Here is a 25,943-nt window from a genome sequence, read left to right as displayed (position 1 = left end):
TACTGAACCATGCGTCCGGGCCGGAAGCGGCCGCCTACGGGTCAAAATTCCGTAATGATTTTCATATCGGACAGCCAAGCGGGTGGCGCGACTTCGGCACGAAGGCGCCGGAACTTCACATTCCGGGACCCTTGCGCGAACTCTTGACAGGCGGTTCGGGCGCTGGGTTACTTGGCCTGGGCTTGCCCTGACCGAACGATCGGTAGGGATTCCCGGATCGGCCGACCTGCGAAGGAGCGACGATGACCGGCAGCGCACCCGACCCGCGCCGACGCCTGGGGGAGCCGATTCCGCCCGCGCTCCTCGATGCCGGGGAGCGGATGAGCGTCGACGAACTGCGCGCCCACCAGCTCGACCGACTCCGGGCCACCCTGCGGCACGCCTACGACAATGTCGAGCTCTACCGCCGCAAGTTCGACGCGGCCGGCGTGCGCCCCGAGGACTGCCGAACCCTGGGCGACCTCGCCCGCTTCCCCTTCACCACCAAGGCCGACCTGCGCGAGGGCTACCCCTTCGGGATGTTCGCCGTCCCGATGGAGCGGGTCCGCCGGATCCACGCCTCCAGTGGCACCACCGGGCGCCCGACCGTGGTCGGCTACACCGAGAACGACCTCTCCATGTGGGCCGACGTGGTCGCCCGCTCGATCCGCGCGGCCGGCGGCCGACCCGGCCACAAGGTGCACATCGCGTACGGCTACGGGCTGTTCACCGGGGGCCTCGGCGCCCACTACGGCGCCGAGCGGGCCGGCTGCACCGTCATCCCGGCCTCCGGCGGCATGACCGCCCGGCAGGTCCAGCTGATCCAGGACTTCCGGCCCGAGATCATCATGGTCACCCCGTCCTACCTGCTGACCCTGCTGGACGAGTTCGAGAAGCAGGGCGTCGACCCGCGCGCCAGCTCGCTGGAGGTCGGCATCTTCGGCGCCGAGCCCTGGACCGAGGAGATGCGGCGCGAGATCGAGGACCGGTTGGACCTGCACGCCGTCGACATCTACGGCCTCTCCGAGGTGGTCGGCCCCGGCATCGCCCAGGAGTGCGTGGAGACCAAGGACGGACTGCACATCTGGGAGGACCACTTCTACCCGGAGGTGGTCGACCCGTTCACCGACGAGGTGCTGCCGGAGGGCGAGGGCGGTGAGCTGGTCTTCACCTCGCTCACCAAGGAGGCGCTGCCGGTCATCCGCTACCGCACCCGCGACCTCAGCCGGCTGCTGCCCGGCACCGCGCGGCCGTCCTTCCGGCGGATGGAGAAGGTCACCGGGCGCAGCGACGACATGATCATCCTGCGCGGGGTCAACGTCTTCCCGACCCAGATCGAGGAGATCCTGCTGCGCACCCCGGGCGTCGCCCCGCACTTCCAGCTGAGGCTGAGCCGGCAGGGGCGGATGGACCACATGGCGGTGCGGGTCGAGGCCCGCCCGGAGGCGTCCGTCGAGCAGCGGGCGGCGGCGCGGGCGGCGATCGTCCGGGCGGTGAAGGACGGCGTGGGTGTGACGGTCGCGGCCGAGGTGGTGGACCCGTACACGCTGGAGCGCTCGGTCGGGAAGATCAAGCGGGTGATCGACGAGCGCGGCTGAGCCGACGGGTCGTCGACGGGGGCGGTCGAGCCGACGGGGAGTCGGAGGCGCACGGCTGTCCGGGGGGTGAGGCCGTGCGCCTTCGACGTCTACAGAAATGTAGACGGTTGATCGGGTGGCCGTCCAGCAGCGACCCGTTCGGCGCATCCGGATCGTGCTGCGGCCCGGAGCTTCCCAGACTCTGAGGTGAGGGGGTGGACTCAACCGGAGAGGCATCCTGATGAGCAACGGGCTTCGCCGCGTCCTCGCGGTGGCCGCAGTGGTTTTCCTCGGCCTGGGCGCGGCGTCCTGCGGCAGTGCCAAGCAGGCCTCCAGTGGTGGTGCCCCGGGCGGCGCGAGCGGCAGTGCGGTGGGAGCCGTGCGGATCGGCCTGCTGCTGCCGGAGAGCAAGACCACCCGTTACGAGCAGTTCGACCGCCCGCTGGTCGAGCAGAAGATCAAGGAGCTGGCACCGGAAGCCCAGATCGACTACTACAACGCCAACCAGGACGCGACCCTCCAGCAGACCCAGGTGGACACCGCCCTGACCAAGGGGGACAGGGTCCTGATCCTGGACCCGGTGGACTCCAAGTCGATCCAGTCCTCCGTCCAGAAGGCCCACGACGCCGGCGTCAAGGTGATCGCCTACGACCGCCTGGCCCAGGGCCCGGCCGACGCGTACGTCTCCTTCGACAACCACAAGGTCGGCCAGCTGCAGGGCCAGGCCCTGGTCGCGGCGGTGGGTGCCAAGGCCAACGCCGGCGAGATCATCATGATCAACGGCTCGCCCACCGACCCCAACGCGGCCGACTTCAAGGCCGGCGCGCACAGCGCCATCGACGGCAAGCTGAAGATCGGCAAGGAGTACGACACCCCGCAGTGGGACCCGAACACGGCCAACCAGGAGGCCGCGGCGGGCATCACCGCGATCGGCCCGGCCAACGTGGTCGGCATCTACTCCGCCAACGACGGCATGGCCGCCGGTATCGCCACCGCGCAGAAGGCGGCCGGGATCAACGTCCCGCTCACCGGTCAGGACGCCCAACTCGACGCCATCCAGCGGATCGTGGCCGGCACCCAGACCATGACGATCTACAAGCCGTTCAAGCCGGAGGCCGATGCGGCGGCCGAGATGGCCGTCGCCTTCGCCTCCGGCCGGACCCCCGCACCCACCCTCGCGCCGACGACGGCGACCAACGGCAGCAACCACAAGGTGCTGGCCAACCTGATCACCCCGATCGTGGTCACCAAGGACAACATCAAGACCACCGTGGTCCAGGACGGCCTCTACACCGTCGCCCAGATCTGCACGCCGGACTACGCCGCCGCCTGCACCGCGGCCGGCCTCCAGTAGTCCCGCGAACCCCGAAACGAGCGTGCCCCGCCTCCACCCCGAAGGCGGGGAAAGGGAGTTGGTCACTGTGGCAGGTGAGACCGTACTGGCCCTGCGCGGGGTCTCCAAACGGTTCGGCGCCGTCCAGGCGCTCACCGACATCGATCTGGAGGTGCACGCCGGCGAGGTGGTGGCCCTGGTCGGCGACAACGGCGCCGGCAAGTCCACCCTGGTCAAGTCGATCGCCGGGGTCCACCAGCCGGACGAGGGCGTCATCGAGTGGCAGGGCAGGCCGGTGACCATCCACCGCCCGCAGGAAGCCCAGCAGTTGGGCATCGCCACGGTCTACCAGGACCTCGCGCTCTGCGACAACATCGACGTGGTCGGGAACCTCTTCCTCGGCCGCGAGATCCGGCGCTTCACCATCCTCGACGAGGTCGCGATGGAGAGGCGCTCCCGGGCGCTGCTGGACACCCTCTCCATCCGCATTCCCAGTGTGCGGATCCCCGTCTGCTCGCTCTCCGGCGGCCAGCGCCAGGTCGTCGCGATCGCCCGCGCGCTGATCGGCTCGCCCAAGGTCGTGATGCTGGACGAGCCGACCGCCGCCCTGGGCGTCGAGCAGACCGCCCAGGTGCTCGACCTGGTCGAGCGGCTGCGCGAGCAGAACCACGGAGTGATCCTGATCAGCCACAACATGGCGGACGTGATGGCCGTGGCGGACACCGTCGCGGTGCTGCGGCTGGGCCGCAACAACGGCGTCTTCGACAAGCGCTACACCAACCAGGAAGAGATCATCTCGGCCATCACCGGCGCCACGGACAACGCCGTGACCCGCCGCAAGGCCCGTGGCCAGGAGGGTGCCCTGTGAGCGAGAACATCCCCGGGAGCGCCCCCGGCGGCGGACCCGAGCGCCACCGCATCCCGCTGCCCGAGGACAGCATGCCCAGGGGCGGCGTCAACGCGCCCGTCCCGGTGGCACCCGAGGCGACCCCGGCGGTCGACCCCCGGCTGATCGTGCGCGAGGAGGGCATCAAGGGCTACGTGGGCGAGTTCCGCCGACGCATCAGCAGCGGTGAACTCGGCTCGCTGCCCGTGGTGCTGGCCCTGATCGTGATCTGGGCCGTGTTCGGCAGCCTCAACAGCAGCTTCCTCTCCGCCCAGAACCTCTCCAACCTGTCCCAGCAGATCGTCGGCACCGGCATGATCGCGATCGGCGTGGTCTTCGTCCTGCTGCTCGGCGAGATCGACCTGTCGGTCGGCTCGGTCAGCGGCCTCTGCGCGGCGATCTACGCCGTCCTGAACGTCGCCAACGGCGTCAACCAGTGGGTCGCGCTGCTCACCGCCCTCGTCGGCGGTGCGGTGGTCGGCACGATCCAGGGCGTCTTCTTCGCCAAGGTCGGCGTGCCCGCCTTCGTGGTCACCCTCGCCGGCAACCTCGGTTGGAACGGCCTGATGCTGCAGATCCTCGGCAGCACCGGCACCGTCAACCTCTCCGGCCACGACATCGTCTCCCGGCTCTACAGCACCATCTACGGCCAGCAGATCGCCGCCTACGGCACAGCGGCGATCGGCGTGGCGCTGTTCCTGGTGGCGTCGCTCCTCGACGCGCGCAGGCGCCAGGCCGCTGGTGTTCCGTCCCGGCCGGTCGCCGACATCGTCCTGCGCACCGGCCTGCTCGCCGTCATCGCCTTCCTCGCCGCCTACACGCTCAACCAGTACAAAGGGCTGCCGCTGGCGCTGTTGATCTTCCTGATCCTCATCGTGGTGCTGGACTTCGTGCTGCGCCGCACCGGCTACGGTCGACAGGTGTTCGCGCTCGGCGGCAACATCGAGGGCGCCCGCCGGGCGGGTATCAACGTGGCCTGGATCCGGATCAGCGTCTTCGCCATCTGCTCCACCATGGCGGCCGTCGGCGGCCTGTTCCTGGCCGCGCAGATCCAGTCCGCCAGCCAGACCTCCGGCGGCGGCAACCTGCTGATGAACGCGATCGCGGCGGCCGTCATCGGCGGCACCAGCCTGTTCGGCGGGCGCGGCAAGACCTGGTCGGCACTGCTCGGTGCGCTGGTGATCGGGTCGATCCAGTCGGGGATGAACATCCAGGGCCTGAGCAACGCCATCCAGTTCATGATCACGGGTGCGGTGCTGCTGGCCGCCGTCGTGGTCGACTCGCTGGCCCGCCGCACCCAGAAGGCCGCCGGTCGGGCGTGAGCGAGCGGCGGGGGGTATCCCCGGCCGGAGGCTGGGGGAGAGGCGGGCACATGAGCGCCGCGCTGGCCCTATGCTGCGGGCATGCCGACCGAGCTGCGAACTCTTCAGGCGGGCGCCGACCTTGCCTTCATCCGGCGGGAGACCGGGCTGTCGCCCGTCCCCTTCGTGCCCGAGATCCGTCTGCACATGGCGGAGGACGCCATCGCCCTGTGGGAGACCACCGAACGCGAGCGCGGCGAGGCCGGACTGCCGCCGCCGTTCTGGGCGTTCGCCTGGGCCGGCGGGGTGGCGGTCGCGCGCTACGTCCTCGACCATCCCGAACTGGTCGACGGGCGGCGGGTGTTGGACATCGCGGCCGGGTCCGGTCTGGTCGGGGTGGCGGCCGCGCTGCGCGGCGCCACGGCCGTGCGGGCGGCCGAGATCGACGCCTACGCGGTGGCCGCGATCGGACTGAACGCCGAGGCCAACGGCGTGCGGGTGGAGGGCGCGCTGGTGGACCTGGTGGACGGGGACGGCGCACCGGCCGACGTGGTGCTGGCCGGGGACGTGTTCTACGAACGGGCCATGGCCGCGCGCTTCCTGCCGTTCCTGGAGCGGGCCGCGGCGCGCGGGGCCACCGTGATCGTCGGGGACCCGGGGCGGGCCTACCTGCCACGGGAGCGCTTCACGGCGGTGGCGGCCTACCGGGTGCCGGTGGTGGCGGACCTGGAGGACACGGCGGTGAAGACCACCACGGTGTGGCGGCTGGGCTGACCGTCCGTGCCGTGGAATTCCGGGCGGCGCAACGAGAAGGCCTGCTAGACAGGTTGTCATGACCGACGAGATCGCGCTGCGCGCCGCCGTCCCCGACGAGATCCCGGCCCTGCTCGCCCTCTGGGCCCGAGCCGCCAAGGGCACCAGCATCACCGACGACGAGGCGGGCGTGGCTGCGCTGCTCGCCCGGGACCCGGACTGCCTGATCGTCGCCACCCCGGCCGACGACCCGAAGACCCCGGTCGGCACCGTGATCGCCGGCTGGGACGGCTGGCGCTGCCATCTGTACCGCCTCGCCGTCGACCCCGAGCACCGCCGCCGGGGCATCGGTGCCGCGCTGCTGGCCGCCGCCGAGGAGCGCTTCGCCGCGCTCGGGGGCCGCCGGGCCGACGCGATGGTGCTGGACGACAACGCGCTCGGCCACCGTACCTGGCAGGCCGCCGGCTACCGGCCCGAACCGCAGTGGAGCCGCTGGGTCAAGCCGCTGGCGGGGGACGCCTCCTAGGACCACGGCGTGAACGCCGTCCGGACGGCCGCCGAGCGCTGGCGGCCCTCCACCCCGCGTGGTCCGCTGGGGCCGATGCATGTGCGAACGGTCACGTTCCGCCACGCACCTCCGACCCGCGCACCCGACAGGGGCCCACCATGACCATGACCGAGAACGGCCTTCGGCTCGACTCGCCCGAGGCGGCCGCCGACGTGCTGGCCGGCCTGAGCGACTTCGAGCAGGCCCTCGCCTTCTACCACCAGCACCTGGCGCCGGACACCGCGATCAACCTGTCCGTCGCGGAGAACGTCCTGCTGTACCAGCAGTCGATGGACGCGGACGTCTTCAAGAAGATCCGGCTGATCCCCGAGCGGAACATCCAGTACATGGCCGCTGCCGGCGTCCCGCAGCTGCGCCAGCAGGTCGCGGACCTGCTCGGCCGGGCGTTCGGCCGCATCGTCTCGAAGGACGACGTCTTCGGCTGCGCCGGCGTCTCGTCCGCGCTGGAGTGCATCGCCTTCGGGCTGATGCGCAAGGGCACGGGCACGCCGGCGCTCAAGCCGAAGGACGAAGTGCTGATCCCGGCACCGTACTGGCAGGGCTTCAACTGGTCCTTCGAGGAGCGGCCCAAGTTGAAGTGCGTGCCGGTGAACCTGCCCACCGAGGGCAAGGGTCGGTACCGGCTCACCCGGGAACTGCTCATCGAGGCCTACGAGGCGCGGCAGAAGGCCGGCCGCCGCCCGCGGCTGCTCGTCCTCACCAACCCGCACAACCCCCTGGGCGTCAACTACGACAAGGAGCTGCTGGAGGACGTCTACAACTGGGCGATGACCTACACCGACATGCACATCGTCTCGGACGAGATCTACTGCCACTCCCAACTCAACGGAACCACCACGCCGTTCACCAGCGCGGTGACGCTGGAGGCGTACCGGGAGTTCGCCGAGCGGATCCACGTGGTGTGGGGCTTCGCCAAGGACTTCGGGCTGTCCGGCTTCCGCACCGGCTTCGTGCTCTCCAGGAACCCGGCGGTGCACCGGGTCATGCTGGGCAGCAAGGACCCGGCCGAGCGGACCCACCCGCTGCCCTGGTTCACTCCGTTCGACTCGCTGAAGACGTACGTCCTCGGGGAGTTGCTCAGCGCCCACCACGACGGCGAGCGCTACACGACGTACGCGATGAAGAAGTACGCCGGGCTGCTCAGCGACAGCTTCCGCGCGGTCAAGGGGGCGCTGGACCAGGCCGGGATCAAGTACGTCCACCGGGACGGCGACAACTCCGCGATGTTCTTCTGGCTGGACCTCACCGAGTACCTCGGCAAGCGCGCGGACCACGGCCACGCCGAACTGCCGGTCATCGGGCCGGACGGGCTCGACCCGAACGAGGAGTGGCTGTTCAACTACCTCGCCGCCAAGCCCACCGAGGTCACCCTGCTGCCGGGCGGCGTCATGCACAACCCCGTGCCGGGGTTCTACCGGCTGTGCTTCACCGCCCGCCCGTCCCGGGACGTGGTGGACGCGGTGGGGCGGATGGCCGCGGCGCTCGGCAAGTTGACGTGACCGGCTGCGGCACCCGGGGGGCGTCCGCCCCGGGTGCCGTCGTCGTCAGCCGCGCAGCCGGGCCAGCCAGGCCTCGACCTCGTCCGAGCGGCGGGGGAGGGCGGCGGAGAGGTTCTCGTTGCCGTCCTCGGTGACCAGGATGTCGTCCTCGATCCGCACCCCGATGCCCCGGTACTCCTGCGGCACCGTCAGGTCGTTGGGCTGGAAGTAGATGCCCGGCTCGACGGTGAGCACCATGCCCGGCGACAGCTGCCCGTCGACGTGCTCCTCGGTGCGCGAGTGGGCACAGTCGTGGACGTCGATGCCCAGCATGTGGCCGGTGCCGGCCAGGGTGAAGCGGCGGTGCAGGCCCAGCTCGTACACCTTGTCCGCGGTCAGGTCGCCGAACAGGCCCCAGGCGGTGAGGTGTTCGGCGAGCTCGCGCTGCGCCGCGTGGTGGAAGTCGCGGAAGTCCGCGCCGGGCCGCACCGCGGCGATGCCGGCCTCCTGGGCGGCGTACACCGCGTCGTAGACCTTGCGCTGCAGCTCGGTGAAGCGGCCGGAGACGGGCAGGGTGCGGGTCACGTCGGCGGTGTAGAGGTTGTCGGTCTCCACGCCCGCGTCGAGCAGCAGCAGGTCGCCCGGGCGGGCCCGGCCGGTGTTGCGCACCCAGTGCAGGGTGGTGGCGTGCGGACCGGCCGCGGCGATGGTGCTGTAGCCGACGTCGTTGCCCTCGATCCGGGCCCGGAGGAAGAAGGTGCCCTCGATCAGCCGCTCCGGCGTCTCGGAGTCGGTGCCGAGGACGCGCACCACGTCCTCGAAGCCGCGCGCGGTCGCGTCACAGGCGAAGCGCAGCTCGGCGATCTCGAACTCGTCCTTGACCAGGCGCAGTCCGGAGAGGAAGACCTCGAACTCGGCGTCCTGCCCGGCCTTCGCCCGGTCCTGGAGCGCGGCCTCCACCCCGGTGTCATGCCCGCGCAGCACCCGCACCGGGCCGGTGGCGGCGCCCAGGTCGGCGCGCACGGTGCGCACGTCCCGGCAGGGCAGGCCGAGCAGCCGCTCGCTCTCGGTCAGGCTGTTGCGGCGGCCGTCCCACAGCTCGCCGTGGGTGTCCAGCCAGAACTCGCCGTTGTCGGTCCGGGAGCGGTCGCGCAGGTAGAGCACGGCCCGGTGGCCGCTCTCCCCGGTGGGCTCCAGCACCAGCACGCCGTCCTGGGACTGGTCGCCGGTCAGGTAGGCGTAGTCGGAGGACGGGCGGAACGGGTAGTCGGTGTCGTTGGCCCGCACCTTGGGGTTGCCGGACGGGACCACCAGCAGCTCGCCGGGGAAGGCGGCGGACAGCGCGGCGCGCCGGCGCTCGGTGTGGGCGGCCTGCGGGATCGGCCCCAGGGTGCTGCGCTCGGTGTCGGCCCAACCCTGCTTCATGTTCTCGGCGAGTTCCTCGGTCACCCCGCGGGTGAGACCGTTCTTCCGGTACTTGATGGGCTCGGTGGGCTCGGTCACTGCGGACTCTCCAGATGAGGGCGGGGATGCGGCGCGCTTCGCTACGCTGACCTGCCTGGTACGTAACAAGCGTTTTGTACGGTATATCGAACAGGGTCCGAAGAGAAGAGGTCGAGCGTGAACGACTCCGAGGGATCGGTACGGGGCCTACTCGCCGCCAACCTGAAGCGGGTCCGGGCGCAGCGGGGGCTGTCGCTGTCCGAGCTGTCCCGGCGCGCGGGCATCGGCAAGGCGACCCTCTCCCAGCTGGAGTCCGGTGCCGGGAACCCGACCCTGGAGACCGTGCTCGGGCTCTCCCGGGTGCTCGGCGTCCCGATCTCCGACCTGGTCGAGGGACAGCCCTCCGGCGAGGTGACCGTGGTGCGGGCCGCCGACGCCGAGGTGCTGAGCGGACGCGGCGTCGATCTGCGCCCGCTGCGCCGAATCGAGGCCGGGGACACGGTGTTCGAGGTCTACGACCAACAGGTGCGCACCGACGGCACCCAGATCTCCGGCGGTCACACCGGGACCGAGCACACCATCGTCCAGGCCGGCCGGCTGCGGGTCAGGGCGGGCCGCTGCGAGGTCGAGCTCGGCCCGGGCGACTACGTCGGCTTCGACGCCTCGCTGCCGCACTCCTACACCGCCGTGGACGGCGGGCCGGTGCGCTCGGTGCTCCTGCTGGAACACCGGGCCGAGCAGCGGCTGCACGTGGCCGAGGCGGCCGAACGGCCCGCGCCGGGCCACGGGCAGCCCACGCCGGGCCACGGGCACTGACCGGCCCCGGTTCGGCGCCCGAGCTCCTTCGTTCGGTTTACAGAACGAATCGCCCCGAGGCCCCCACTCCCCTCGTGGTGGGGGCCCCGGGGGCGCCGACCCCGGGAAGGATGCCAACCTCGGCGGGCGGGCGGCCATGCATTAGCCTCTGGGCCTAAAGGTCAAGAAAGCGCCAGGTCAGGGCGTTGCGGGGAACGGGGGAGGGTTCGTGCTCGCACTCAGGTTCGGGATAGCGGACCTCGCCAACACCCGCTTCGCCGTCTCCCCGCTCGACCACCTGCTGACCGGCACCGCCCGGCAGGGCGTGCACGAGTGCCTCGGACTGCGGCGCGACCGCTGGTGGCGGGAGATCCGGCGGCACGTCCCGTACCGCGCCGCCCCCTTCCTCGACCTGGTCAACGCCAGCACCGTCGGCGTCCCCAACTTCATGGGCGCGGACCTGGAGGCCGTCCGCCGCGGGCTCAGCGACGAACTCGACGCCGTCCTCGCCGTCTCGCAGCAGACCTTCGAGCAGGACCTCGCGATGTACGGCAGCGAGGCCGAACTGCCCGCCGCGCTCGCCCGGTTGCGCGACGACGGCACCCGCGGCCTGCGCCGGGTCACCGACGGCGCCTGGGCCCTGTTCCGCACCTGCCTGGCCGCCGACTGGCCGGAGATCCGCCGCCAGCTGGAGGCCGACATCGCCGAGCGCGCCCGCACCGCGGCCCGCGCCGGCGTCGGCGCGATGCTGGACTCGCTGCACCCGAACGCGCGCTGGCGCGACGAAGGGGTGCTGGAGTGCGCCCTCGGCGACTGGTCGGGCGACTTCGCCCTGGGCGGGCGCGGGCTGGAGCTGCGCCCCAACTACTTCGTGCAGAACGGCATCGGCCTGCTGGTGGCCGAAGGCCGCCAGAGCCTGCTGGTCCACCCGCTCGGCTCCCGGGGCGCCGCCACGGCGAAGCCGACGCCCCCGACCGCCGACGGCCTCGCCGCCGTCCTCGGCCCGGCGCGCGCCCGCGCCCTGCGCGCCATCGAGGGCGGTCCCTGCTCCACTACCGAACTCGCCCGGCTGCTCGGCATCACCCCGCCCTCCGCCTCCGCGCACGCCGCCGCCCTGCGCGCCGCCGGGCTGATCACCACCCAGCGGGAGGGCAAGCAGGTCCGGCACGCGCTCAGCGAGGTCGGGCGCGACCTGCTGCTCGACAACCCGGAGGTCGCGCGGGCGGTGTAGCCGCGCCGGCGGTCCGGGGCCCGTCGTCCGGGCGGCCCACCAGGAGTGGCAGAGGCCGAGGGTGTGCGGAAGAGTCGTCGGCGCGGCGAGGGCCGGTACCCTCGCGCGTTCTCCGCACCATCCTCTGCAAGGAGAGTCTCCATGAGCACTCCGCAGCCCGGCACCAGCGGCATCGACGTCAGACTGGACGAGCAAGGCCGCATCATCATCACCCTGCCTGATCTGGCGCGAGCATCCGCGTCCACGGAGGGCAACCCCTCGGGCGGGCACATCATCACCAACTCCCACTGCGTCCCTGTCAACACGGTCATCGGTTGCGGCGCGGCCAAAGAGCAGTAGCCGCACGACCCCGCCCCAGGAGAGCCACGGACATGACGCGGACCCTCACCGCGCCCGGCAAGCGTCAGAGCACCTCCCCGGCGTTCCGGGAGCAGCTCGCGGCGTCCCTGACGAACGAGACCCTGCACCTGATCGTCCTCCCCACCGAGCAGTGCAACTTCCGCTGCACCTACTGCTACGAGGACTTCGCCGTCGGGAGGATGAGCGAGACCACGGTCGGCGCCCTCAAGCGGCTGATCGACCGACGCGCGGCGGGCCTGCGGCGGCTGGACATCTCCTGGTTCGGCGGCGAGCCGATGCTGGCACGCGGCATCGTCGAGGAAGTCTCGGCGCACGCAGCGGAGTCGGCCGCAGGCCGGGGAGGTTTCGAGTTCCACGCCGACATGACCACCAACGGGTACCTGCTCGACGCCGAGGCCGCCCGCGACCTCGCGGCACTCGGCGTCCGGCAGTACCAGGTCTCCCTGGACGGCCCCGCCGCCGCGCACGACACCACCAGGCTCCGCGCGGACGGCCGCGGCTCCTTCGACCGGATCCGGCGCAACCTGCTGGCCATCAGGGACGGCGGCCTGCCGGTCGGGGTGCTGCTGCGGGTTCACCTCACCCCCGCCAACCTGCCGCTGATGCCGGAGTTCATCGCGCAGCTACGCGACACCTTCCTGCGGGACGAGCGGTTCACGCTCCACCTCAAGCCGGTGGAGCGGATGGGCGGGCCGAACGACGCGGCGATGGAGATCCTCTCGTCGCACGCCCGCCGCCACACCCTGGACGAGCTGACGGCCATCGCGTACGAGGGCCTTCCGGCGCCGCGCGCCGACGGCCTGCCCGTCTGCTACGCCGCGCGCCCCAACTCCCTGGTGATCCGGGCCGACGGCACCGTCTCCAAGTGCACGGTGGCGCTCTCAGACCCCTCCAACACCATCGGCCGGCTGCTGCCGGACGGCACCTTGCGGATCGACAACGGTCTGCTGGCGCCGTGGGTGCGCGGCTGGGCGGCCGGCGACGAGGACGCGGTGCACTGCCCGTACCGGGGCATGCCGCGCGGTCGGACGCCAGACCTGTTGCAGATCGGGGCCACCCGTCCGGCATAGGGGGCAGCGCCCGTACAGCATGATGATCACCATGACGGACGTACTGACCCGGCTCGCGGAGCCCAAGTCGATGGGGCGACCCGAGTGAGCTCTCCGAGGGTTTCGTCGCGACGACCCTGGCCCTCGCCGAGCGTGCAGGCGTCGCTGTGGACGAGGAACTGACCGACCCGCGGTTGAGTGCGAACGCCCGGGACGTCTCCCGGTCCATGGCACGATGACCGCTGCGCAGGAAGTCGGTGCCGCCGACTTCCTGCGCAGCGGTCATCACTCGTAGGCTGTGGAACGGGGGATTTGGCGAGATGCACGAGCCGGGTACGGAGTTCGGCTGCGCGGCCTGCTACGGCGAGGACGCGCAGGCGGTGTACGGGCGGCAGCGCGAGGGCTTCGCGCACGAGACGGCGGTGGTGGCCGACTCACACTTCGCCGTCTCCGTCCGGCGCTGCCTGGCCTGCGGGCAGCGGTTCGTCTGGATCTGGACCGAGTTCACCGACTGGTCGGGCGGGGACGACGCCTCCTACGTCACCATCCTGCCGCTCACCGACGCCGAGGCCGCCGCCCTGACGGCCGGCACCCTGCCTCCCCTCGACCTCGGTCGGCTCGGCGAGGGCCGCCGCCATCTGCACAGCGACCGGCCGAGCCACGGGCCGTTCCGGCTGCACTGGAGCACCGGCCCGTTCCCGGTCCAGGAAGGCCACTGAGGCGTCAGGAGCGAACCCCTTACGCCTCGGACGGAGCACGTGCTCGGCGCGGCGGCGCTGCTCGGGCCGCCCGGATCACGGCACACGCGGACGCGGCCCAGGACGACTTGGAACTGCGGGGAGTCGCCCCGCTGTCCGGCCGTGATCACGAGCGACATCTGGACGTCCGTCAGATCTCCCCGAGCCATGGAACATGATCACCGCATGACCTTGATCCACTTCTGAAACAGACCCCAGGCCTCGCACGACCGGCGATCACAGGTGGGCCCACCGATGGACGATGGGCCGCCAGAGGGGTGAATTCTGGCGCGCCGGACCCGAGCTCATTGCCGCAGGAAGACACCATCGATCAAATCTCTTCCGAAATCCGGCATCCTGTGAGACGAGGAGACATGGCTGGTGCCTGCAGGCCGCCCACTGGCGTACCACAGCTGCTCCAGATGTACGAACGCGCGCTGGAGGAGACCGAATCAGTGCCGCTCGTTCTCATAATGACACATTACCGCCAGGCGCGGTGGCGGCTCCTCAAACCGTTTTCTCGACAACCGAGGATGGCTCTGGGTGTGCGGACGCTTCTAATTCGGCATATTACACGATCGCTCCTGACGCTTGAACGCCAGTATCACGTCCGGGAAGCCCTCGGCGAACTCTCGCCCGAGCAGGACAGGGACCGCGCTTCCTGTGTGGCCTACCGAAGTTCTCTTCCGCCGCAGCGCTTCATTCTCACGGTCATTTTCTTTGCCGTGCCGGCAATCGTGATCACCTCGGCACTGAGCCGCCTCACCGGGAAATTGCTCAACGTCCGCCTTCGTGATTCTGTCGAGGAAATCAGCAGAGGGGTCATCGCTTTGGTGACCGGTGGCAGTGGAGCCGAGCTCCCGCAGGACATCGGCGACGCGATCGACCTGGGCGCTCGCGGCCTTCTTCTGCTCCTCTCGATCATTTTCGCTGCCGGCTACCTGGCGACCCGGCCGTTCGTGTCGTCATTCCGGCTCAAGCGGCAGATCCTCTGCCTCGCCCATCAGGACACCATCAAGGTCCGGGACACCGCAAGCAGCTGGTACGTGAACAAGTCCGTCGGATGCTACGAACAGGAGCGGGCGGTATTCAGAGCACTCGACAGGAAGCCGGTCGTGGAGCGCCCTGCAGACCTGGTGATCCTTGCTTTCCCGATGGTCTGCCTGTTTTTGCTGGCCTTCCTGTTCGGGTGGGTGCAGTGGAACAACGGGGAGGTGTATGTTCTGTTCACCGGGCAGTACGGCTGGCGTGAATCCTTGATTCAGATGCTGGTGGATCTGAGTTTCGTCCTGTGGCTCACCGGGTTGGCTTCGCTGCGCCTGAGCTGGCTTTGGTCGGTCAAGCGTGATCGAGAGAGTCCGCCGAAGAACCCGTCCCCACCCCTCACCGCTGTGGCCGACCATGCGTACGTGGAGGCCCGCCCCCTCTCCGAGGCGGCGGCCTGGCCGCTGGTAACCGGATTCTTTCTCTGGTGCCTTTTCCCACCGCTCTCGGCATTCTTCTTCCACCGCCTTGCGCTGACCGGGACGCGGCTGCACGCCGAGGCGGCGGCACCCGGAAAACGTCACCGCAGAGGTCACCCCGTCGTGATGACCCTGGCCTTTGCCTCGATCATTGCCACGCCAATCCCGCTCTGCCTCCTGCTCTGGCAGTCGGCCTCGCTTCTTGGACCAGGGGCCGACCATCGAAGATATCGGACTCTGGCTGCAACCGCCTGTCCGGCACTGTTCGTTCTCCCGGTTGCCTGGTTCTATTTCTACTGCTACTCCGATCAGGCAATCTGGGAGATCGAACTGGGCTTTTTGCTCGGAGTCGCCCTGATGGTGCTCTACACACTGCTCATCGCAGCGGTCCAGCGATGCCAGAACTGTCTGGTACTAAGACTGGGATCTCCGGTTCCGTACGGGCTGCGGGAGCCGGTTGGCTGACCTGTTCCCGGGTCAAAACTGGAACTCGCCCGCCTCGATTGCCCGACAGAAGGCAGACCACTCGCCCGCGGTGAACCTCAGGGGCTCCCGCTCCGGGCTCTTGGAGTCCCTGAGAGCGACCGCGTCACCGGGCAGGCGGGCGACCTCGACGCACTCGATCCTCGTCGGGAAGCTGAAGGAGCTCTTCCTCCAGGCCACACCCGACAGGTCAATCCCGTACAACTCGACCTTGTCCATCAGAACCTCCGATGGGATCGCCTTGTCGCGCATGTCATCGGTCTGTACCAGCAGGATCTCCCCGTCCGGCCCCTCCGGCAACTGGGGCAACAGGACTTGCGGAAACCCTGCTCCCGGGTTGCAACACCCCTTTCGAAGCCGATCAGGCCAGGAACTCGCCAGCACCCGCAGCAGTCCGGCGGGCCCCGGTCCGCGCCGAGCTCCACAGTCACCGACGGCGGTAGACGGTTTGCGGGCGTCCTGCCGGGTTCCGCCGGGTCCGCCGGCCCGGCAACGGGGTCGAGGCGTTGATCGGGTGTCTACCGGCTGCTGCGAGCGTGCAGGCGTTTTAGTCACACGTGAGCGAGGAGCGTCAGAAGTGTTTCGAACGGTTGTTGTCCGCACGGCAGTTGTCGGTGCGGCGGTCTTGGCGGCGGTGTCGGGTGCGTTCGCCGTGGGGGCGGCGGATCCCGTACCGCACGGCTCGCCGACCAGGCCGCCGGCGCAGGTCTGCGGCGGGTCGGACGACGTGCAGTGTCTGGCGAACAAGGTCGCGTGGAACGGGACCGGCCTGGTCATCCGAATGCGGTGACGGACCCGTCGGCGGTGACCAGCGCGGTCAGCAGCGACTTCGAGTCGGCGGACTCCGGGGCGCTCAGCCGGCTGAGCAGCAGGTGCGCCTCCGCTTCGTGAGTCCGCGCGAGGGCATGGTCGCCACGCGCGGTCAGGGCGTTGGCCAACACCAGGTGGGCGAGAGCGCGTTCGCGCTGTCGCCCACCTCTCGTTGCCAGATCCAGAGCTCGCTCCGCCTCCTGTACGGCCTCGTCGACCCGCCCGAGCAGGCGCAGGATGTCGGCCAGGCGGCTGCGGGCGGCCGACTCGCGGTCCAGATCCCCGGCAGTGCCCGCGCAGTCGATGCAGGACAGCATCTGCGCGGCGGCGTCGTCGAGTTGGCCCAGCACCTGGTAGGCGAGGCCGAGGACGTAGCGCACGTACGCGGTCATCGCGGCGTCGGCGGTCCTGCCGGGTTGCGCGAGGAGCTGCTGACAGGTCTGAACGGCTCCGGCCGCGTGACCGGTGCGGATCCGGGACAGGGCCGCGTTCGCGGTGCTCGCCACCTCGCCCGAACGGTGGCCGAGCCGCCGGGCGAGCGCCGCCGCCTCGTCGAAGGCGGTGATCGCCTCCCCGTGCCGGCCCCCGGCCTGGGCGATCAGGCCCAGGTCGTTGAGGGCCTGCCGGAGAACGGCCGGGTCGGCCGCCTCCTCGCAGGCCTGCGCGGCCTGCCGAGCCTGCTCGCCGGCCTCGTCGAGCCGGGCGCGGCCCAGCAGGACCGTGCCCAGGAGGAACCGGGAGCGGCCTTCTGCGGCGCGGTCGCCGCCGGTGACTGCGGCGGTGATCAGAAGGCGGGCGGCCTCCTCCGTCCGGCCGCCGAAGGCGCCGAGGCCGAGGGGGGTGAGGGCGATCAGGAGGTCGATGGCTGCGCGCAGGTCGGCCGTTGCGTCCGTGGTGCCGCCGGCGACTGTTGCGACGGCGACGGCGGCGGCGAGCGCCACGGCGCCGGGCGTCTCGGTCCGGGCCCAACGGCGGGCTTGTGCCGGATCCTCGAAGCCCGGACGGGTGGTTGACTGCGGCAGCGTTTCGCCGAAGACATCGGCCACCGGGTCGCCGGGGACGGCGAGGGCGAAGGCCGTTCGGGCGTGGGTGAGGAGCAGGGTCAGCAGGCGCCGGTGGGCGGTGTCCCGTTCGTGATGGCCGAGTTGCCGGGACGTCCGGCGGGCGAAGGCGCGCACCAGGTCGTGGTAGCGGTAGCGCCCGGCGCCGATCGACTCCAGTAGCGCCTGGTCCACCAGCGCCTCCGCGAGGCGCTCCGCCTGGTCCTCCGTCAGGTCCAGGACGGCGGCGGCCGATGCCAGGCCGATGTCCGGCTCCACCCAGGCGAGCCCCCGGAACGCCGTGGCGAGGGGCGGTGGGAGCAGCCGGTAACTGAGCTGGAAGACCTGCTCGATCGCCACCTCGCCGGTGCGGAGCGCGGCGATGCCCTCGCGGTCGTCGGCCAGGCGTTGTACGAGGTCGGCGATCGGCTGATCCGGGGTGGCGGCGAGCCGGGCTGCGGCGATCCGTACCGCCAGGGGGAGCCAGCCGCAGCCCTCGACGAGTAGCTCGGCCTGGGCGCTCTGTGCGGTACGGCGTGCTGTGCCGATGACGGAGTCGAGCAGGCTGAGCGCCTCGTGCTCGCTGAACACATCCAGTGCGAGGTGCAGGACCGACGGCACGCTGTTGAGCACGGTGCGGCTGGTGACGATGACCGCGCAGTCGGACGAGCCGGGGAGCAGGGGCTGGATCTGGGCGTCGTCGCGGGCGTTGTCGAGGAGGATGAGCAGGCGTTTTCCCGCGCTGGCGGTGCGGAACAACGCGGACCTGCCCGTGAGGTCCTTGGGTAGGGATGACGGCCGGATGCCGAGTGCGGTCAGGAAGTCCGCGAGGATGTCGGACGCGCTCGCGGGCACCAGGTCGGCGCCCCGAAGGTCGGCGTAGAGCCGGCCGTCGGGGAAGTCCGGGCGCAGCGTGTGGGCGGCTTGCACGGCGAGGGCCGTCTTCCCGACACCGGCCATGCCGGTGACGGTCACCAGACGAAGGCCTGGGCTGGTTCGTTCGGTCAGTGCTGGTTCGATGCGGGCGACGTGGTCCTGTCGGCCGGTGAAGTGCGGCTGAGCCGAGGGGAGTTGGTTCGGGACCCCAGGTCCGTCGAGCTCCTGACGCAGGGCCCCGGCTCGATTCCCAGGTGTTCCACCAGGCGTGAGTGAAGCGCGTCGTAGGTCGCACGTGCCTCGGGGGTGCGGCCGTTCCGGTGCAGTGCGCGGATGAGCAGCGCTTGTAAGCGTTCGCGGAACGGGTGCTCACCGGCCAGCGACTGTAACTCCGCCAGGTGGTCGGCGGGATCGTCGAGGGTGAGGCGCTCCTCCAGGAGCGTGAGGCGTAACTTCGACAACCGTTGCCGCTCGCGGTCCATGAGCGGTCCCGACAGGCCGGCGAGTGGTTCCCCGCGCCAGAGTGAGAGGGCTTCCCTCAGGTGGTCCCGGGCGCGTTCCGGGTACGAGGCGGAACACCTCGCGGAGAGTTCGTGGAGCTGCTTGACCCGCCAGAGATCGACGCGGTCCGGTTCGACCGCCAGCCGGTAGCCGCCTGCTTGGGAGAGCAGTACGGTGGGCTTCTCGCGCACCGGCTCCAGCAGCTTCCGCAGCTGCGATATGTACGACCGCAGGGCGACGACGGGCGAGCCTGGCGGCTCGTCGCCCCATAAGTCGGCGATCAGCTCATCGATCGTCACGACCGCGTTGGGCCGGAGCAGGAGGGAGACCAACACCGACCGCTGTCTGGGGGCGCCCAGTTCGATGGCAGTATCGGCGCGCTGCACCCGCAGCGCGCCGAGTAACGCGAACTCCAGTGGATCCGGATCACCAACTGGCCGCAAGGCGTTCCCTCTGGAGGGTAGATGAGGCGGATCAGATGGTGCCGAAGTCGCCGGACTGGATACCGGCGATGAAGGACTGCCAGGCGTCCGCGCCGAAGACGAGCTGCGGACCGTGGGGGTCCTTGCTGTCGCGGACGGGGAGGATGTCCGGAAGGCCGGGCGCGACCTCGACGCAGTTGCCGCCGCCATTGCTGTACGAGGACTTCAGCCAGGAGGTGGGCCTGGCGGCCGCGATGGGGAACATGGCGTCGAACTCCTTGAGACGGGTGCGGATTAGGGCCAGGGAGTCCGCACTTGAGAGGGCTTGGGCCTGGAGCCAATCGTAAGTCCTTGCGAGGGAGCGGATCTCGTTCTCGTCATCGCGCTCGACGTAACCCCGTTGGATGGTTTCGAGGTAGGCCATCCAAGCCCCGCCCGGGGAGGTCAGGAGCATGAACGGCCAGGTCGTTGGGAGGTTTTCACCGAGGCTGGACGGCGCGATCTGAAGGATGACATGCGGAAGGCTGGCCACGCTCTCCAGCCGACGAAGCTGTTCGGCCATGACGAAGGGGCCGCCAATGGGTCGGAGGCAGCTCTCCTCCATCACGACGTGGATCGAGGGGGCGGGTTCCCGGTACAGCAGAGCCTGCCGTGCCATGCGGACATTCAGGCGCTCGCCGACCTTGTCCTGGGGGATCTCGCCCCGTCGGGCCGCGGCCTCGATGAGCGCGGAGGCGTAGTTCCGGGTCTGAAGCAGCCCCGGGACGACGTTCAGCTCGTAGATCTTGAATGCCGTGGCTTTGGCCTCGTGCCCAACATAGGCGAGGAACCCGCCGATCAAGGTGCTGCTCTTCCCGGTCCAGTACAAGAGCTCAAGCGCTCCGCAGGTGTCGAGTTCCTTGTCGGCCCGCCGAACGAGATTCAGCGGCGCGGGGCGCTCGTCGTTCTCGATCATGGAGATGAGCGAGTCGCTGTAGTTGATCCGCTGCCCCAGCTCGATTTGGGTCAGGCCCCGTGCCTTGCGGAAGCGTCGAAGCTGCACGCCGATGGCTGCGCTCGGGGAGGCGGTGGGGTCAAGTTCCTGCTGGGACATGGTGATCACCTGATTTCACAACATCCGCTGTCAAAGTGAAGCTCTTCCGATGCTAGCCGCGATTGGCCACTCTTGGTGAGGAATTAACAACAGAGAGGAGCTATTTCGTGGATATGACAAATATTCAACCTGGCGAAAGCCTGATCCTGCGGCGGAACTTCCCGCCCTGCCGGTGCCCGCAGTGCGGCGATTCCGTTCCCGAGGCGCGCATGAACAACGGCGCCATCGCCCCGGCGGCGCCGCCCGTGCGACGGGTGGCGCCGCCGTCCCGGCCCTACCGGCCCTCGACCGTCGGTGAGCGGGTCTTCGACGTCCGCTCCGGCCGCTGGGCCGCCTTCATGGAGTGGCAGCACGGGCGCGCCTTCCTCCGCCCCCTTGGTGGCGGCATCGAGTGGGAGACCGAAGCGCGTTGGATCTCGAACACCGAACAGTGAGATGCCCCATGAGCAGCATGATCGACAAGATCACAACCGAGGACCGTCGCATCGCGGCCGACATCCTCGACGACCTCCAGGTCGTCCTGTACGCCGCCGACGTCAAGCTCCCCTCCCTCGGCATCGACTGGCGCTCGGCCAAAGCCACCGGCGTCATCCTGATCGACCTCGGCGCCGCGCGGCCGGACGTCATCGAGCGGCTGGTCATCATCCTCCGCAGGGGCGTGCGACCGTAATCGGCTCCGGCGTCATCGTGGTTGGGAGCTCTTTGTTCGCAGGAATCGTCGTCCTTGCGATTCCTGACGACATTCCTCCGGTGGCGAGTGCGTTGGTGTTCGTTCTCCTCTTCCTCGCCGCCTCGACGGGTGGGTTCTCGCTCGTTGCGGGGTGGTTGAGGGTCCGCAGATGAGAGCGCGGGCTTCGAGGGCGCTCGAAGCCCGCGTCGAAGGTCCGGACGACGGCCAGGTCAGTGGCCGGCGGGCAGGGACGCGGGCTTCCTCAGCAGCCACCGGGCGGCCGTCCTCCGTGGCTGCCGCACGATGACGCGCCCGAAGGCCTTCGTACCGACCAGCTCCACCCGCAGCGCGATCGGCACGTCGGGGTCCGGCGCCTGATGGTCCTTGAGCTTGGCGAAGGCCAGGCTCAGTCCATCGGTATCGACCACGATGCCGGGAGCGGCGACGAGCGTCAGGTTCTTGCCCTGCATGTTCACGTCGATCTGCAAGGTGTCATGCGTGATCACCGCCTGCGTGAAGTCGAGTGTCACCTCGCACCACTGCGCGCAGAGCTCCAGCCGGCGCGGCAGCACCCAGCGCCCCACCCGCTCGACCGGACTGAAGCTCTGCTCGATCCGCAGGACGTCCTTGGCCTCCGTCGCGATCCCACCGGCAAGGACCGGCAAGGGCGGCAGGTCGGCGGTGAGTTCGGCCAGCTCGCCGACCGTCCGTGCCGACAGGGCGGCCTCCAGGCGCTGGTCCAATTCGTCTGCGGTCAGGCGGCCTTCGCCCGCCGCGCCACTCAGCTGGTCGACCACCCGGTCCCGGTCCGCATGCGAGGCCCGCATCCCGGGCTGCGAGCTGTGGCCGGAGTGCATCCCGGCGGTCGAGATCTCTCCCGGCATACTTCCCGTCCTGGGTTCGACGAAGGTCCTCGCGACGCGATCGGCAACGCGACTGGGAACTCACGATATATCGCGATAGGCGTTCCCGCCAGGCCCGGGTCGGAAAGCGGCCGGCTGTGGGGCGCGGGCTTCGAGGGCGCTCGGAGCCCGCGCCGAATCCCGATCCCTCAGTTGTCGTCGAGGGCGTAGCTGCGGAAGGTGGCGAGGAGGGGGAGGACTTCGGTCTTGCTCGGCTCTTCCGTCACGGCGCGCATGGCGTCGATCACGGTACACGCGATGATCTTGGTGATGGCCAGGTCGTCCGGGGCGGCGACGGTGCCCCAGGCCTTGAGGGTCTGGGTGAGCAGGGCGCTCATCCGGGCACCGATGTTGGCGCTGACCGCGTTCGAGAGTTCGGCGATCTCCTCGTCGCTCATGCTGGACCGCAGTCCGAAGGCCAGGGCCATCAGGGTGTCCATCGCGTACTCGCCGTACGTGGCGACCAGCGCCGGCAGTGGCCGCTCCTCGGTCCCGCCCGCCGCAAGGGCGGACAGCGCCTCGTCGTCGTCCTTCCATGCCGCCTCCAGGGCGGCCAAGGCCCGCAGGGCCTCGTCCACGGTCAGCCCGTCTGTCATGGGAGGAACGGTATTGACGTGCTACCCGCGCCGTGCGCGGTTCCCGGACGGGCTTCACACCTTCGAGCGAAACCGGGCCCAAACCTCCACTTCGCGCCGGGCGGTCACCGTCGCCGAGCAGCCGACCAGCCCCTCTGGCTGGGACCTTTCATCCCGGCCGGTGGATGTGTGCGAAGTGCTCCGCGTTCCAGCTGCCGCCCAGCTCGGGGGCGAGCGAGGCGAGGGCGAGGGCCGCGAAGTCGTCAGCCGTGCCCGCGCGTTCGGGCAGGGCGCCGAGCAGCGGGGCGCCGGCCGAGCGCGGCAGGTCGGCGAGGTTGCAGCGGTCGGCGAGGCCGGGGGAGGAGGGCCAGGATCCGACGAGGACGCCGGCGAGGGGGAGTTCGCGGGCGGCCAGGGCCTCCGCCGACAGGGCGACGATGTTCAGGGTGCCGAGCCCGGCCGAGGCGACGAGCAGCACCTCGGCGTTCAGTCCGGCGTCGCGGACCGCCCGGGCCTGGTCGGCCAGCGTGCGGCCCTGGTCGTCGTAGCGGACCAGCAGGCCGCCCGCGCCCTCGACCAGCACCAGGTCGTGGATGGCGGCCAGTTCGGCGACGGCCTCGGCCGCCGCCTCCGGGGACAGGTACGGCATCCCGGCGCGCCGGGCGGCGGTGTCGGGGGCCAGCGGCTCGGGGTAGCGGACCAGCTCACGTATCGTCAGTTCGCCCGCCAGGCGCTGGACTTCGGCCGCGTCGCCGGGTTCGCCGGGCGCCACGCCCGTCTGTCCGGGCTTGAGCACGGCGACCTTGAGGCCGCCCTGCAGGGCCGCCGAGGCGACGGCCGCCGTGGCGACGGTCTTGCCGACGTCCGTATTGGTGCCCGTCACGAACAGGATGCGCGCGCTCATCCGGCCACCGCCGCGGCGGTCACTGCGGCAGCGATCCGTGCCACGTCCTCGTCCTCCGTCACATAGGGGGGCATCGTGTAGATCAGGTCCCGGAACGGCCGCAGCCAGACGCCCTCCCGGGCGGCCGCCTCGGTCGCCGCCGAGACGTCCACCGGGTGGTCCAACTGCACGACGCCGATGGCCCCTCGGACCCGTACGTCGTGCACGCCCGGCACCCCCGCGGCCGCCGCGAGGCCGTCCCGCAGGCCGCCCTCGATGCGCTTGACCTCGACGTCCCAGTCCTGCCCGAGCAGGAGCTCCAGCGAGGCGTTGGCGGCCGCGCAGGCCAGCGGGTTGCCCATGAAGGTCGGCCCGTGGGCGAGTACCGGCATCTCGCCGCGGCTGATGCCGTCGGCGATCTCGCTGGTGCACAGCGCGGCGGCCAGGGTGAGGTAGCCGCCGGTGAGGGCCTTGCCCAGGCACATCACGTCCGGGGAGACCCCGGCGTGGTCGGCGGCGAACAGGGCGCCGCTGCGGCCGAAGCCGGTGGCGATCTCGTCGAAGACCAGCAACACCCCGTACCGGTCGCAGAGTTCGCGCAGCATCCGCAGGTAGGCGGGGGAGTGGAACTGCATCCCGCCCGCGCCCTGGACGACCGGTTCGACGATGACGGCGGCCAGCTCGTCGGCGTGACGCTCCATCAACGCCTCGAAGCGCAGGGCGTATTCGGGGTCGAGCGGCGCGTCGAAGCCGGCCGGCGGCTGCGGCGCGAAGAGCTGCCCGGGCAGTACCCCGCCCCACAGGTGGTGCATCCCGCCGTCCGGGTCGCAGACCGACATCGGGTGGAAGGTGTCGCCGTGGTAGCCGCCGCGCCAGGTCAGCAGGCGCCGCTTCTGCGGGCGGCCGGTCGACTGCCAGTACTGCAGGCACATCTTCATCGCGACCTCGACGGCCACCGAGCCCGAGTCGGCGAGGAAGACGTGCTGCAGCGGCTCCGGGGTGATCTCGACCAGCTTCGCCGCCAGCTGTACGGCGGGCTCGTGGGTGAGCCCGCCGAACATCACATGGCTCATCCGTCCCAGCTGCTCGCGCACCGCCTCGTCCAGCGCCGGGTGCCGGTAGCCGTGGATCGCCGCCCACCAGGACGACATCCCGTCCACCAGCTCGCGACGGCCGCCCGCGACGGGCTCGGCGAGGCGCAGTCTGACGCCCGAGGCGGATTCGACCACGTACGGGGTGACGGTGCCGGGCATCGGCCCGTACGGGTGCCAGACGTGCGCCCGGTCGAGGGCGAGCAGCGTGTCCGCGGACAGCTGGGACATGGTGAGATCTCTCCGGAAGGTCAGGCGTTGGGCGCGAGTTCGGTGCCGGCGCCGCGGCGGCGGACCTTGACCAGGTCGCTGCGCAGCTCGTCGTCGGCCTCCGGGCTCTCCGAGGCGGTGGCTTCCGAGGTGGTGGCCTCCGGCGCGCCGTGCGCGTGCCCGCCGCACGGGCCGCAGCCGCCGCCGCTGCCGCAGGCCGAGGCCGCGGTGCCGCAGGAGCCGCCGGCCTGGGCCGCCTCGGCGAGGTCGGCGCGGTGGCGCGGCAGGGTGGCCTCCCCGGCGCCCTCGACCTCGAAGCCGGCGTCCTTGATCATGTCGAGGTCGGCCTGGCCGGCCTGGCCCTCGCTGGTCAGGTAGTCGCCGAGGAAGATCGAGTTGGCGATGTGCAGGCCGAGCGGCTGCATCGAGCGCAGGTGCACCTCGCGGCCGCCGGCGATCCGGACCTCGGTGTCCGGGTTGACGAAGCGGACCATCGCCAGGATGCGCAGGCAGCGCTGCGGGGTGAGGTTCCACTCCTTGGCCAGCGGGGTGCCCTCGAAGGGGATGAGGAAGTTGACCGGGACGGAGTCCGAGCCGAGCTCGCGCAGCGCGAAGACCACGTCGACCAGGTCCTCGTCGCTCTCGCCCATGCCGGCGATCAGGCCGGAGCAGGCGGACAGGCCGGCGCCGTGTGCCTTCTGCACGGTGTCCACCCGGTCCGCGTAGGTGTGGGTGGTGGCGATGTCGCCGTAGGTGCCCTCGGAGGTGTTGAGGTTGTGGTTGTAGGCGTCGGCGCCGGCCGCCTTGAGCCGTTCGGCCTGGTTGTCGGAGAGCAGGCCGAGGCAGACGCAGATCTCGACCTCGGGGTCGGCCTCCTTGATGGCGGCCATGGTGTCGGTGACCCGGTCGATGTCACGGTCCGTCGGGCCGCGGCCGCTGGCGACCAGGCAGACCCGCTTGGCGCCGCCGGCCACGCCGGCGCGGGCGGCGTCGGCGGCCTGGTCGGGCTTGAGCCAGGTGTACTTGAGGATCTCGGCCTTGGACCCGAGCCGCTGGGAGCAGTAGGAGCAGTCCTCGGGGCAGAGCCCGCTCTTGAGGTTCACCAGGTAGTTGAGCTTGACCCGGCGGCCGAACCAGCGGCGGCGCACCTTGCCGGCCGCGGCGACCACGTCGAGCAGTTCGTCGTCGGTGGTGGCGAGGACGGCCAGCGCCTCCTCGCGGGTCGGGATTTCGCCGCGCAGGCCCTTGGCGGTGAGGGTATCGAGCAGATCCATGGGGCTGATCCTGCCTGTTGCCGCTCGAATGGCGCCAGAGCAAACCCACCAGAAGATCTCCGGAAGGATGTGCCGATTGCCACAGTGTCGAAGCTCACGGCGTCGGCGCTGGTCACGCGCTTGACGGCGGCCCGAGACAGAGGTTACCGGCGGGTAGGGA

25 protein-coding genes and 1 pseudogene are annotated in these 25,943 nt (G+C 70.5%); 15 read left to right on the top strand and 11 right to left on the bottom strand.

The genetic code is table 11. From position 1 onward, the window contains the following. Positions 1 to 242: 242 nt before the first annotated feature. The 7 genes from paaK to ABZW30_RS25600 all read left to right on the top strand — a co-directional run bounded on the left by paaK (position 243) and on the right by ABZW30_RS25600 (position 7,896). Positions 243 to 1,577, top strand: coding sequence for a phenylacetate--CoA ligase PaaK (paaK, locus tag ABZW30_RS25630; protein ID WP_355673529.1), 1,335 nt, complete (start codon positions 243 to 245; stop codon positions 1,575 to 1,577). Positions 1,578 to 1,797: 220 nt separating this feature from the next. Further along, complete coding sequence (locus ABZW30_RS25625) at positions 1,798 to 2,910, top strand: substrate-binding domain-containing protein (RefSeq protein WP_355673528.1); 1,113 nt, start codon at positions 1,798 to 1,800, stop codon at positions 2,908 to 2,910. A 58-nt stretch (positions 2,911 to 2,968) separates the two neighbouring features. Beyond that, positions 2,969 to 3,757, top strand: coding sequence for an ATP-binding cassette domain-containing protein (locus ABZW30_RS25620; protein WP_355673527.1), 789 nt, complete (start codon positions 2,969 to 2,971; stop codon positions 3,755 to 3,757). A 71-nt stretch (positions 3,758 to 3,828) separates the two neighbouring features. Next, complete coding sequence (locus ABZW30_RS25615) at positions 3,829 to 5,097, top strand: sugar ABC transporter permease (RefSeq protein WP_355673578.1); 1,269 nt, start codon at positions 3,829 to 3,831, stop codon at positions 5,095 to 5,097. 81 nt (positions 5,098 to 5,178) lie between these two features. Next, entirely contained in the window at positions 5,179 to 5,850 is a 672-nt protein-coding gene (locus tag ABZW30_RS25610) for a 50S ribosomal protein L11 methyltransferase (RefSeq protein WP_355673526.1), read from the top strand. 16 nt (positions 5,851 to 5,866) lie between these two features. After that, positions 5,867 to 6,355: a GNAT family N-acetyltransferase gene (locus tag ABZW30_RS25605; RefSeq protein ID WP_355673577.1), complete on the top strand. Its 489-nt coding sequence runs from the start codon at positions 5,867 to 5,869 to the stop codon at positions 6,353 to 6,355. 140 nt (positions 6,356 to 6,495) lie between these two features. Further along, the gene (locus tag ABZW30_RS25600; protein WP_355673525.1) at positions 6,496 to 7,896 is read left to right on the top strand and encodes a pyridoxal phosphate-dependent aminotransferase; all 1,401 of its coding nucleotides are present in this window, start codon (positions 6,496 to 6,498) and stop codon (positions 7,894 to 7,896) included. 45 nt (positions 7,897 to 7,941) lie between these two features. On the opposite strand, the gene ABZW30_RS25595 is transcribed toward ABZW30_RS25600, so the two are convergent. Further along, entirely contained in the window at positions 7,942 to 9,378 is a 1,437-nt protein-coding gene (locus ABZW30_RS25595) for an aminopeptidase P family protein (protein WP_355673524.1), read from the bottom strand. A 117-nt stretch (positions 9,379 to 9,495) separates the two neighbouring features. Here ABZW30_RS25595 and ABZW30_RS25590 point away from each other — a divergent pair, with 117 nt between their 5' ends. The 5 genes from ABZW30_RS25590 to ABZW30_RS25570 all read left to right on the top strand — a co-directional run bounded on the left by ABZW30_RS25590 (position 9,496) and on the right by ABZW30_RS25570 (position 13,472). Beyond that, positions 9,496 to 10,134 (top strand): XRE family transcriptional regulator, encoded by a 639-nt coding sequence (locus tag ABZW30_RS25590; RefSeq protein ID WP_355673523.1) that lies wholly within the window; start codon positions 9,496 to 9,498, stop codon positions 10,132 to 10,134. Between the two features lie 208 nt (positions 10,135 to 10,342). Further along, positions 10,343 to 11,344, top strand: coding sequence for a winged helix-turn-helix domain-containing protein (locus tag ABZW30_RS25585; RefSeq protein WP_355673522.1), 1,002 nt, complete (start codon positions 10,343 to 10,345; stop codon positions 11,342 to 11,344). A 141-nt stretch (positions 11,345 to 11,485) separates the two neighbouring features. Continuing rightward, on the top strand, positions 11,486 to 11,683 hold the full coding sequence (locus ABZW30_RS25580) for a hypothetical protein (RefSeq protein ID WP_355673521.1): 198 nt from the start codon (positions 11,486 to 11,488) through the stop codon (positions 11,681 to 11,683). 32 nt (positions 11,684 to 11,715) lie between these two features. Beyond that, a complete protein-coding gene (locus ABZW30_RS25575) occupies positions 11,716 to 12,774 on the top strand; it encodes a radical SAM protein (RefSeq protein WP_355673520.1) in 1,059 nt (352 codons plus the stop codon). Positions 12,775 to 13,073: 299 nt separating this feature from the next. Continuing rightward, the gene (locus tag ABZW30_RS25570) at positions 13,074 to 13,472 is read left to right on the top strand and encodes a hypothetical protein (RefSeq protein ID WP_355673580.1); all 399 of its coding nucleotides are present in this window, start codon (positions 13,074 to 13,076) and stop codon (positions 13,470 to 13,472) included. A 65-nt stretch (positions 13,473 to 13,537) separates the two neighbouring features. Here ABZW30_RS25570 and ABZW30_RS25565 read toward each other — a convergent pair. Beyond that, positions 13,538 to 13,630 (bottom strand): annotated as a pseudogene (locus ABZW30_RS25565) (IS5/IS1182 family transposase); the annotation flags it as partial. A 282-nt stretch (positions 13,631 to 13,912) separates the two neighbouring features. Between ABZW30_RS25565 and ABZW30_RS25560 the strand changes: the two are divergent. Continuing rightward, on the top strand, positions 13,913 to 15,418 hold the full coding sequence (locus ABZW30_RS25560; protein WP_355673519.1) for a hypothetical protein: 1,506 nt from the start codon (positions 13,913 to 13,915) through the stop codon (positions 15,416 to 15,418). 12 nt (positions 15,419 to 15,430) lie between these two features. Here the strand turns inward: ABZW30_RS25560 and ABZW30_RS25555 are convergent, their stop codons facing one another. The 4 genes from ABZW30_RS25555 to ABZW30_RS25540 all read right to left on the bottom strand — a co-directional run bounded on the left by ABZW30_RS25555 (position 15,431) and on the right by ABZW30_RS25540 (position 20,178). Then, on the bottom strand, positions 15,431 to 15,688 hold the full coding sequence (locus tag ABZW30_RS25555) for a DUF397 domain-containing protein (protein ID WP_355673518.1): 258 nt from the start codon (positions 15,686 to 15,688) through the stop codon (positions 15,431 to 15,433). 521 nt (positions 15,689 to 16,209) lie between these two features. Next, positions 16,210 to 18,264, bottom strand: a complete 2,055-nt coding sequence (locus tag ABZW30_RS25550; protein WP_355673576.1) for an NB-ARC domain-containing protein — start codon at positions 18,262 to 18,264, stop codon at positions 16,210 to 16,212. A 26-nt stretch (positions 18,265 to 18,290) separates the two neighbouring features. Next, positions 18,291 to 19,049, bottom strand: coding sequence for an AfsR/SARP family transcriptional regulator (locus ABZW30_RS25545; protein WP_355673575.1), 759 nt, complete (start codon positions 19,047 to 19,049; stop codon positions 18,291 to 18,293). A gap of 88 nt (positions 19,050 to 19,137) precedes the next feature. After that, on the bottom strand, positions 19,138 to 20,178 hold the full coding sequence (locus ABZW30_RS25540; protein ID WP_355673517.1) for a Scr1 family TA system antitoxin-like transcriptional regulator: 1,041 nt from the start codon (positions 20,176 to 20,178) through the stop codon (positions 19,138 to 19,140). Positions 20,179 to 20,387: 209 nt separating this feature from the next. Here ABZW30_RS25540 and ABZW30_RS25535 point away from each other — a divergent pair, with 209 nt between their 5' ends. Together ABZW30_RS25535 and ABZW30_RS25530 are read left to right on the top strand one after the other, a co-directional pair. Further along, the gene (locus ABZW30_RS25535; RefSeq protein ID WP_355673516.1) at positions 20,388 to 20,612 is read left to right on the top strand and encodes a hypothetical protein; all 225 of its coding nucleotides are present in this window, start codon (positions 20,388 to 20,390) and stop codon (positions 20,610 to 20,612) included. Positions 20,613 to 20,620: 8 nt separating this feature from the next. Next, on the top strand, positions 20,621 to 20,848 hold the full coding sequence (locus ABZW30_RS25530) for a hypothetical protein (protein ID WP_355673515.1): 228 nt from the start codon (positions 20,621 to 20,623) through the stop codon (positions 20,846 to 20,848). Positions 20,849 to 21,078: 230 nt separating this feature from the next. On the opposite strand, the gene ABZW30_RS25525 is transcribed toward ABZW30_RS25530, so the two are convergent. From ABZW30_RS25525 to bioB, 5 genes are all read right to left on the bottom strand, one after another. Beyond that, entirely contained in the window at positions 21,079 to 21,675 is a 597-nt protein-coding gene (locus ABZW30_RS25525; protein WP_355673574.1) for a DUF1707 domain-containing protein, read from the bottom strand. A 224-nt stretch (positions 21,676 to 21,899) separates the two neighbouring features. Continuing rightward, positions 21,900 to 22,346, bottom strand: coding sequence for a hypothetical protein (locus ABZW30_RS25520; protein WP_355673514.1), 447 nt, complete (start codon positions 22,344 to 22,346; stop codon positions 21,900 to 21,902). 148 nt (positions 22,347 to 22,494) lie between these two features. Further along, on the bottom strand, positions 22,495 to 23,229 hold the full coding sequence (gene bioD / locus ABZW30_RS25515) for a dethiobiotin synthase (RefSeq protein ID WP_355673513.1): 735 nt from the start codon (positions 23,227 to 23,229) through the stop codon (positions 22,495 to 22,497). Next, positions 23,226 to 24,530 carry an adenosylmethionine--8-amino-7-oxononanoate transaminase gene (locus ABZW30_RS25510; protein ID WP_355673512.1) on the bottom strand — a complete coding sequence of 435 codons (1,305 nt, stop codon included), beginning with the start codon at positions 24,528 to 24,530 and terminating at the stop codon, positions 23,226 to 23,228. Before ABZW30_RS25510 ends, bioD begins: the two co-directional genes overlap by 4 nt. Positions 24,531 to 24,550: 20 nt before the next feature. After that, the gene (gene bioB, locus ABZW30_RS25505; protein WP_355673511.1) at positions 24,551 to 25,783 is read right to left on the bottom strand and encodes a biotin synthase BioB; all 1,233 of its coding nucleotides are present in this window, start codon (positions 25,781 to 25,783) and stop codon (positions 24,551 to 24,553) included. Between the last annotated feature and the right edge of the window lie 160 nt (positions 25,784 to 25,943).

Origin of the sequence: Kitasatospora sp. NPDC004669 (assembly GCF_040609455.1) — a bacterium.
Classification (GTDB): Bacteria; Actinomycetota; Actinomycetes; order Streptomycetales; family Streptomycetaceae; genus Kitasatospora.
Note: the sequence above shows the minus strand (reverse complement) of the source record. Positions and strands in the feature narration are given on the sequence as shown.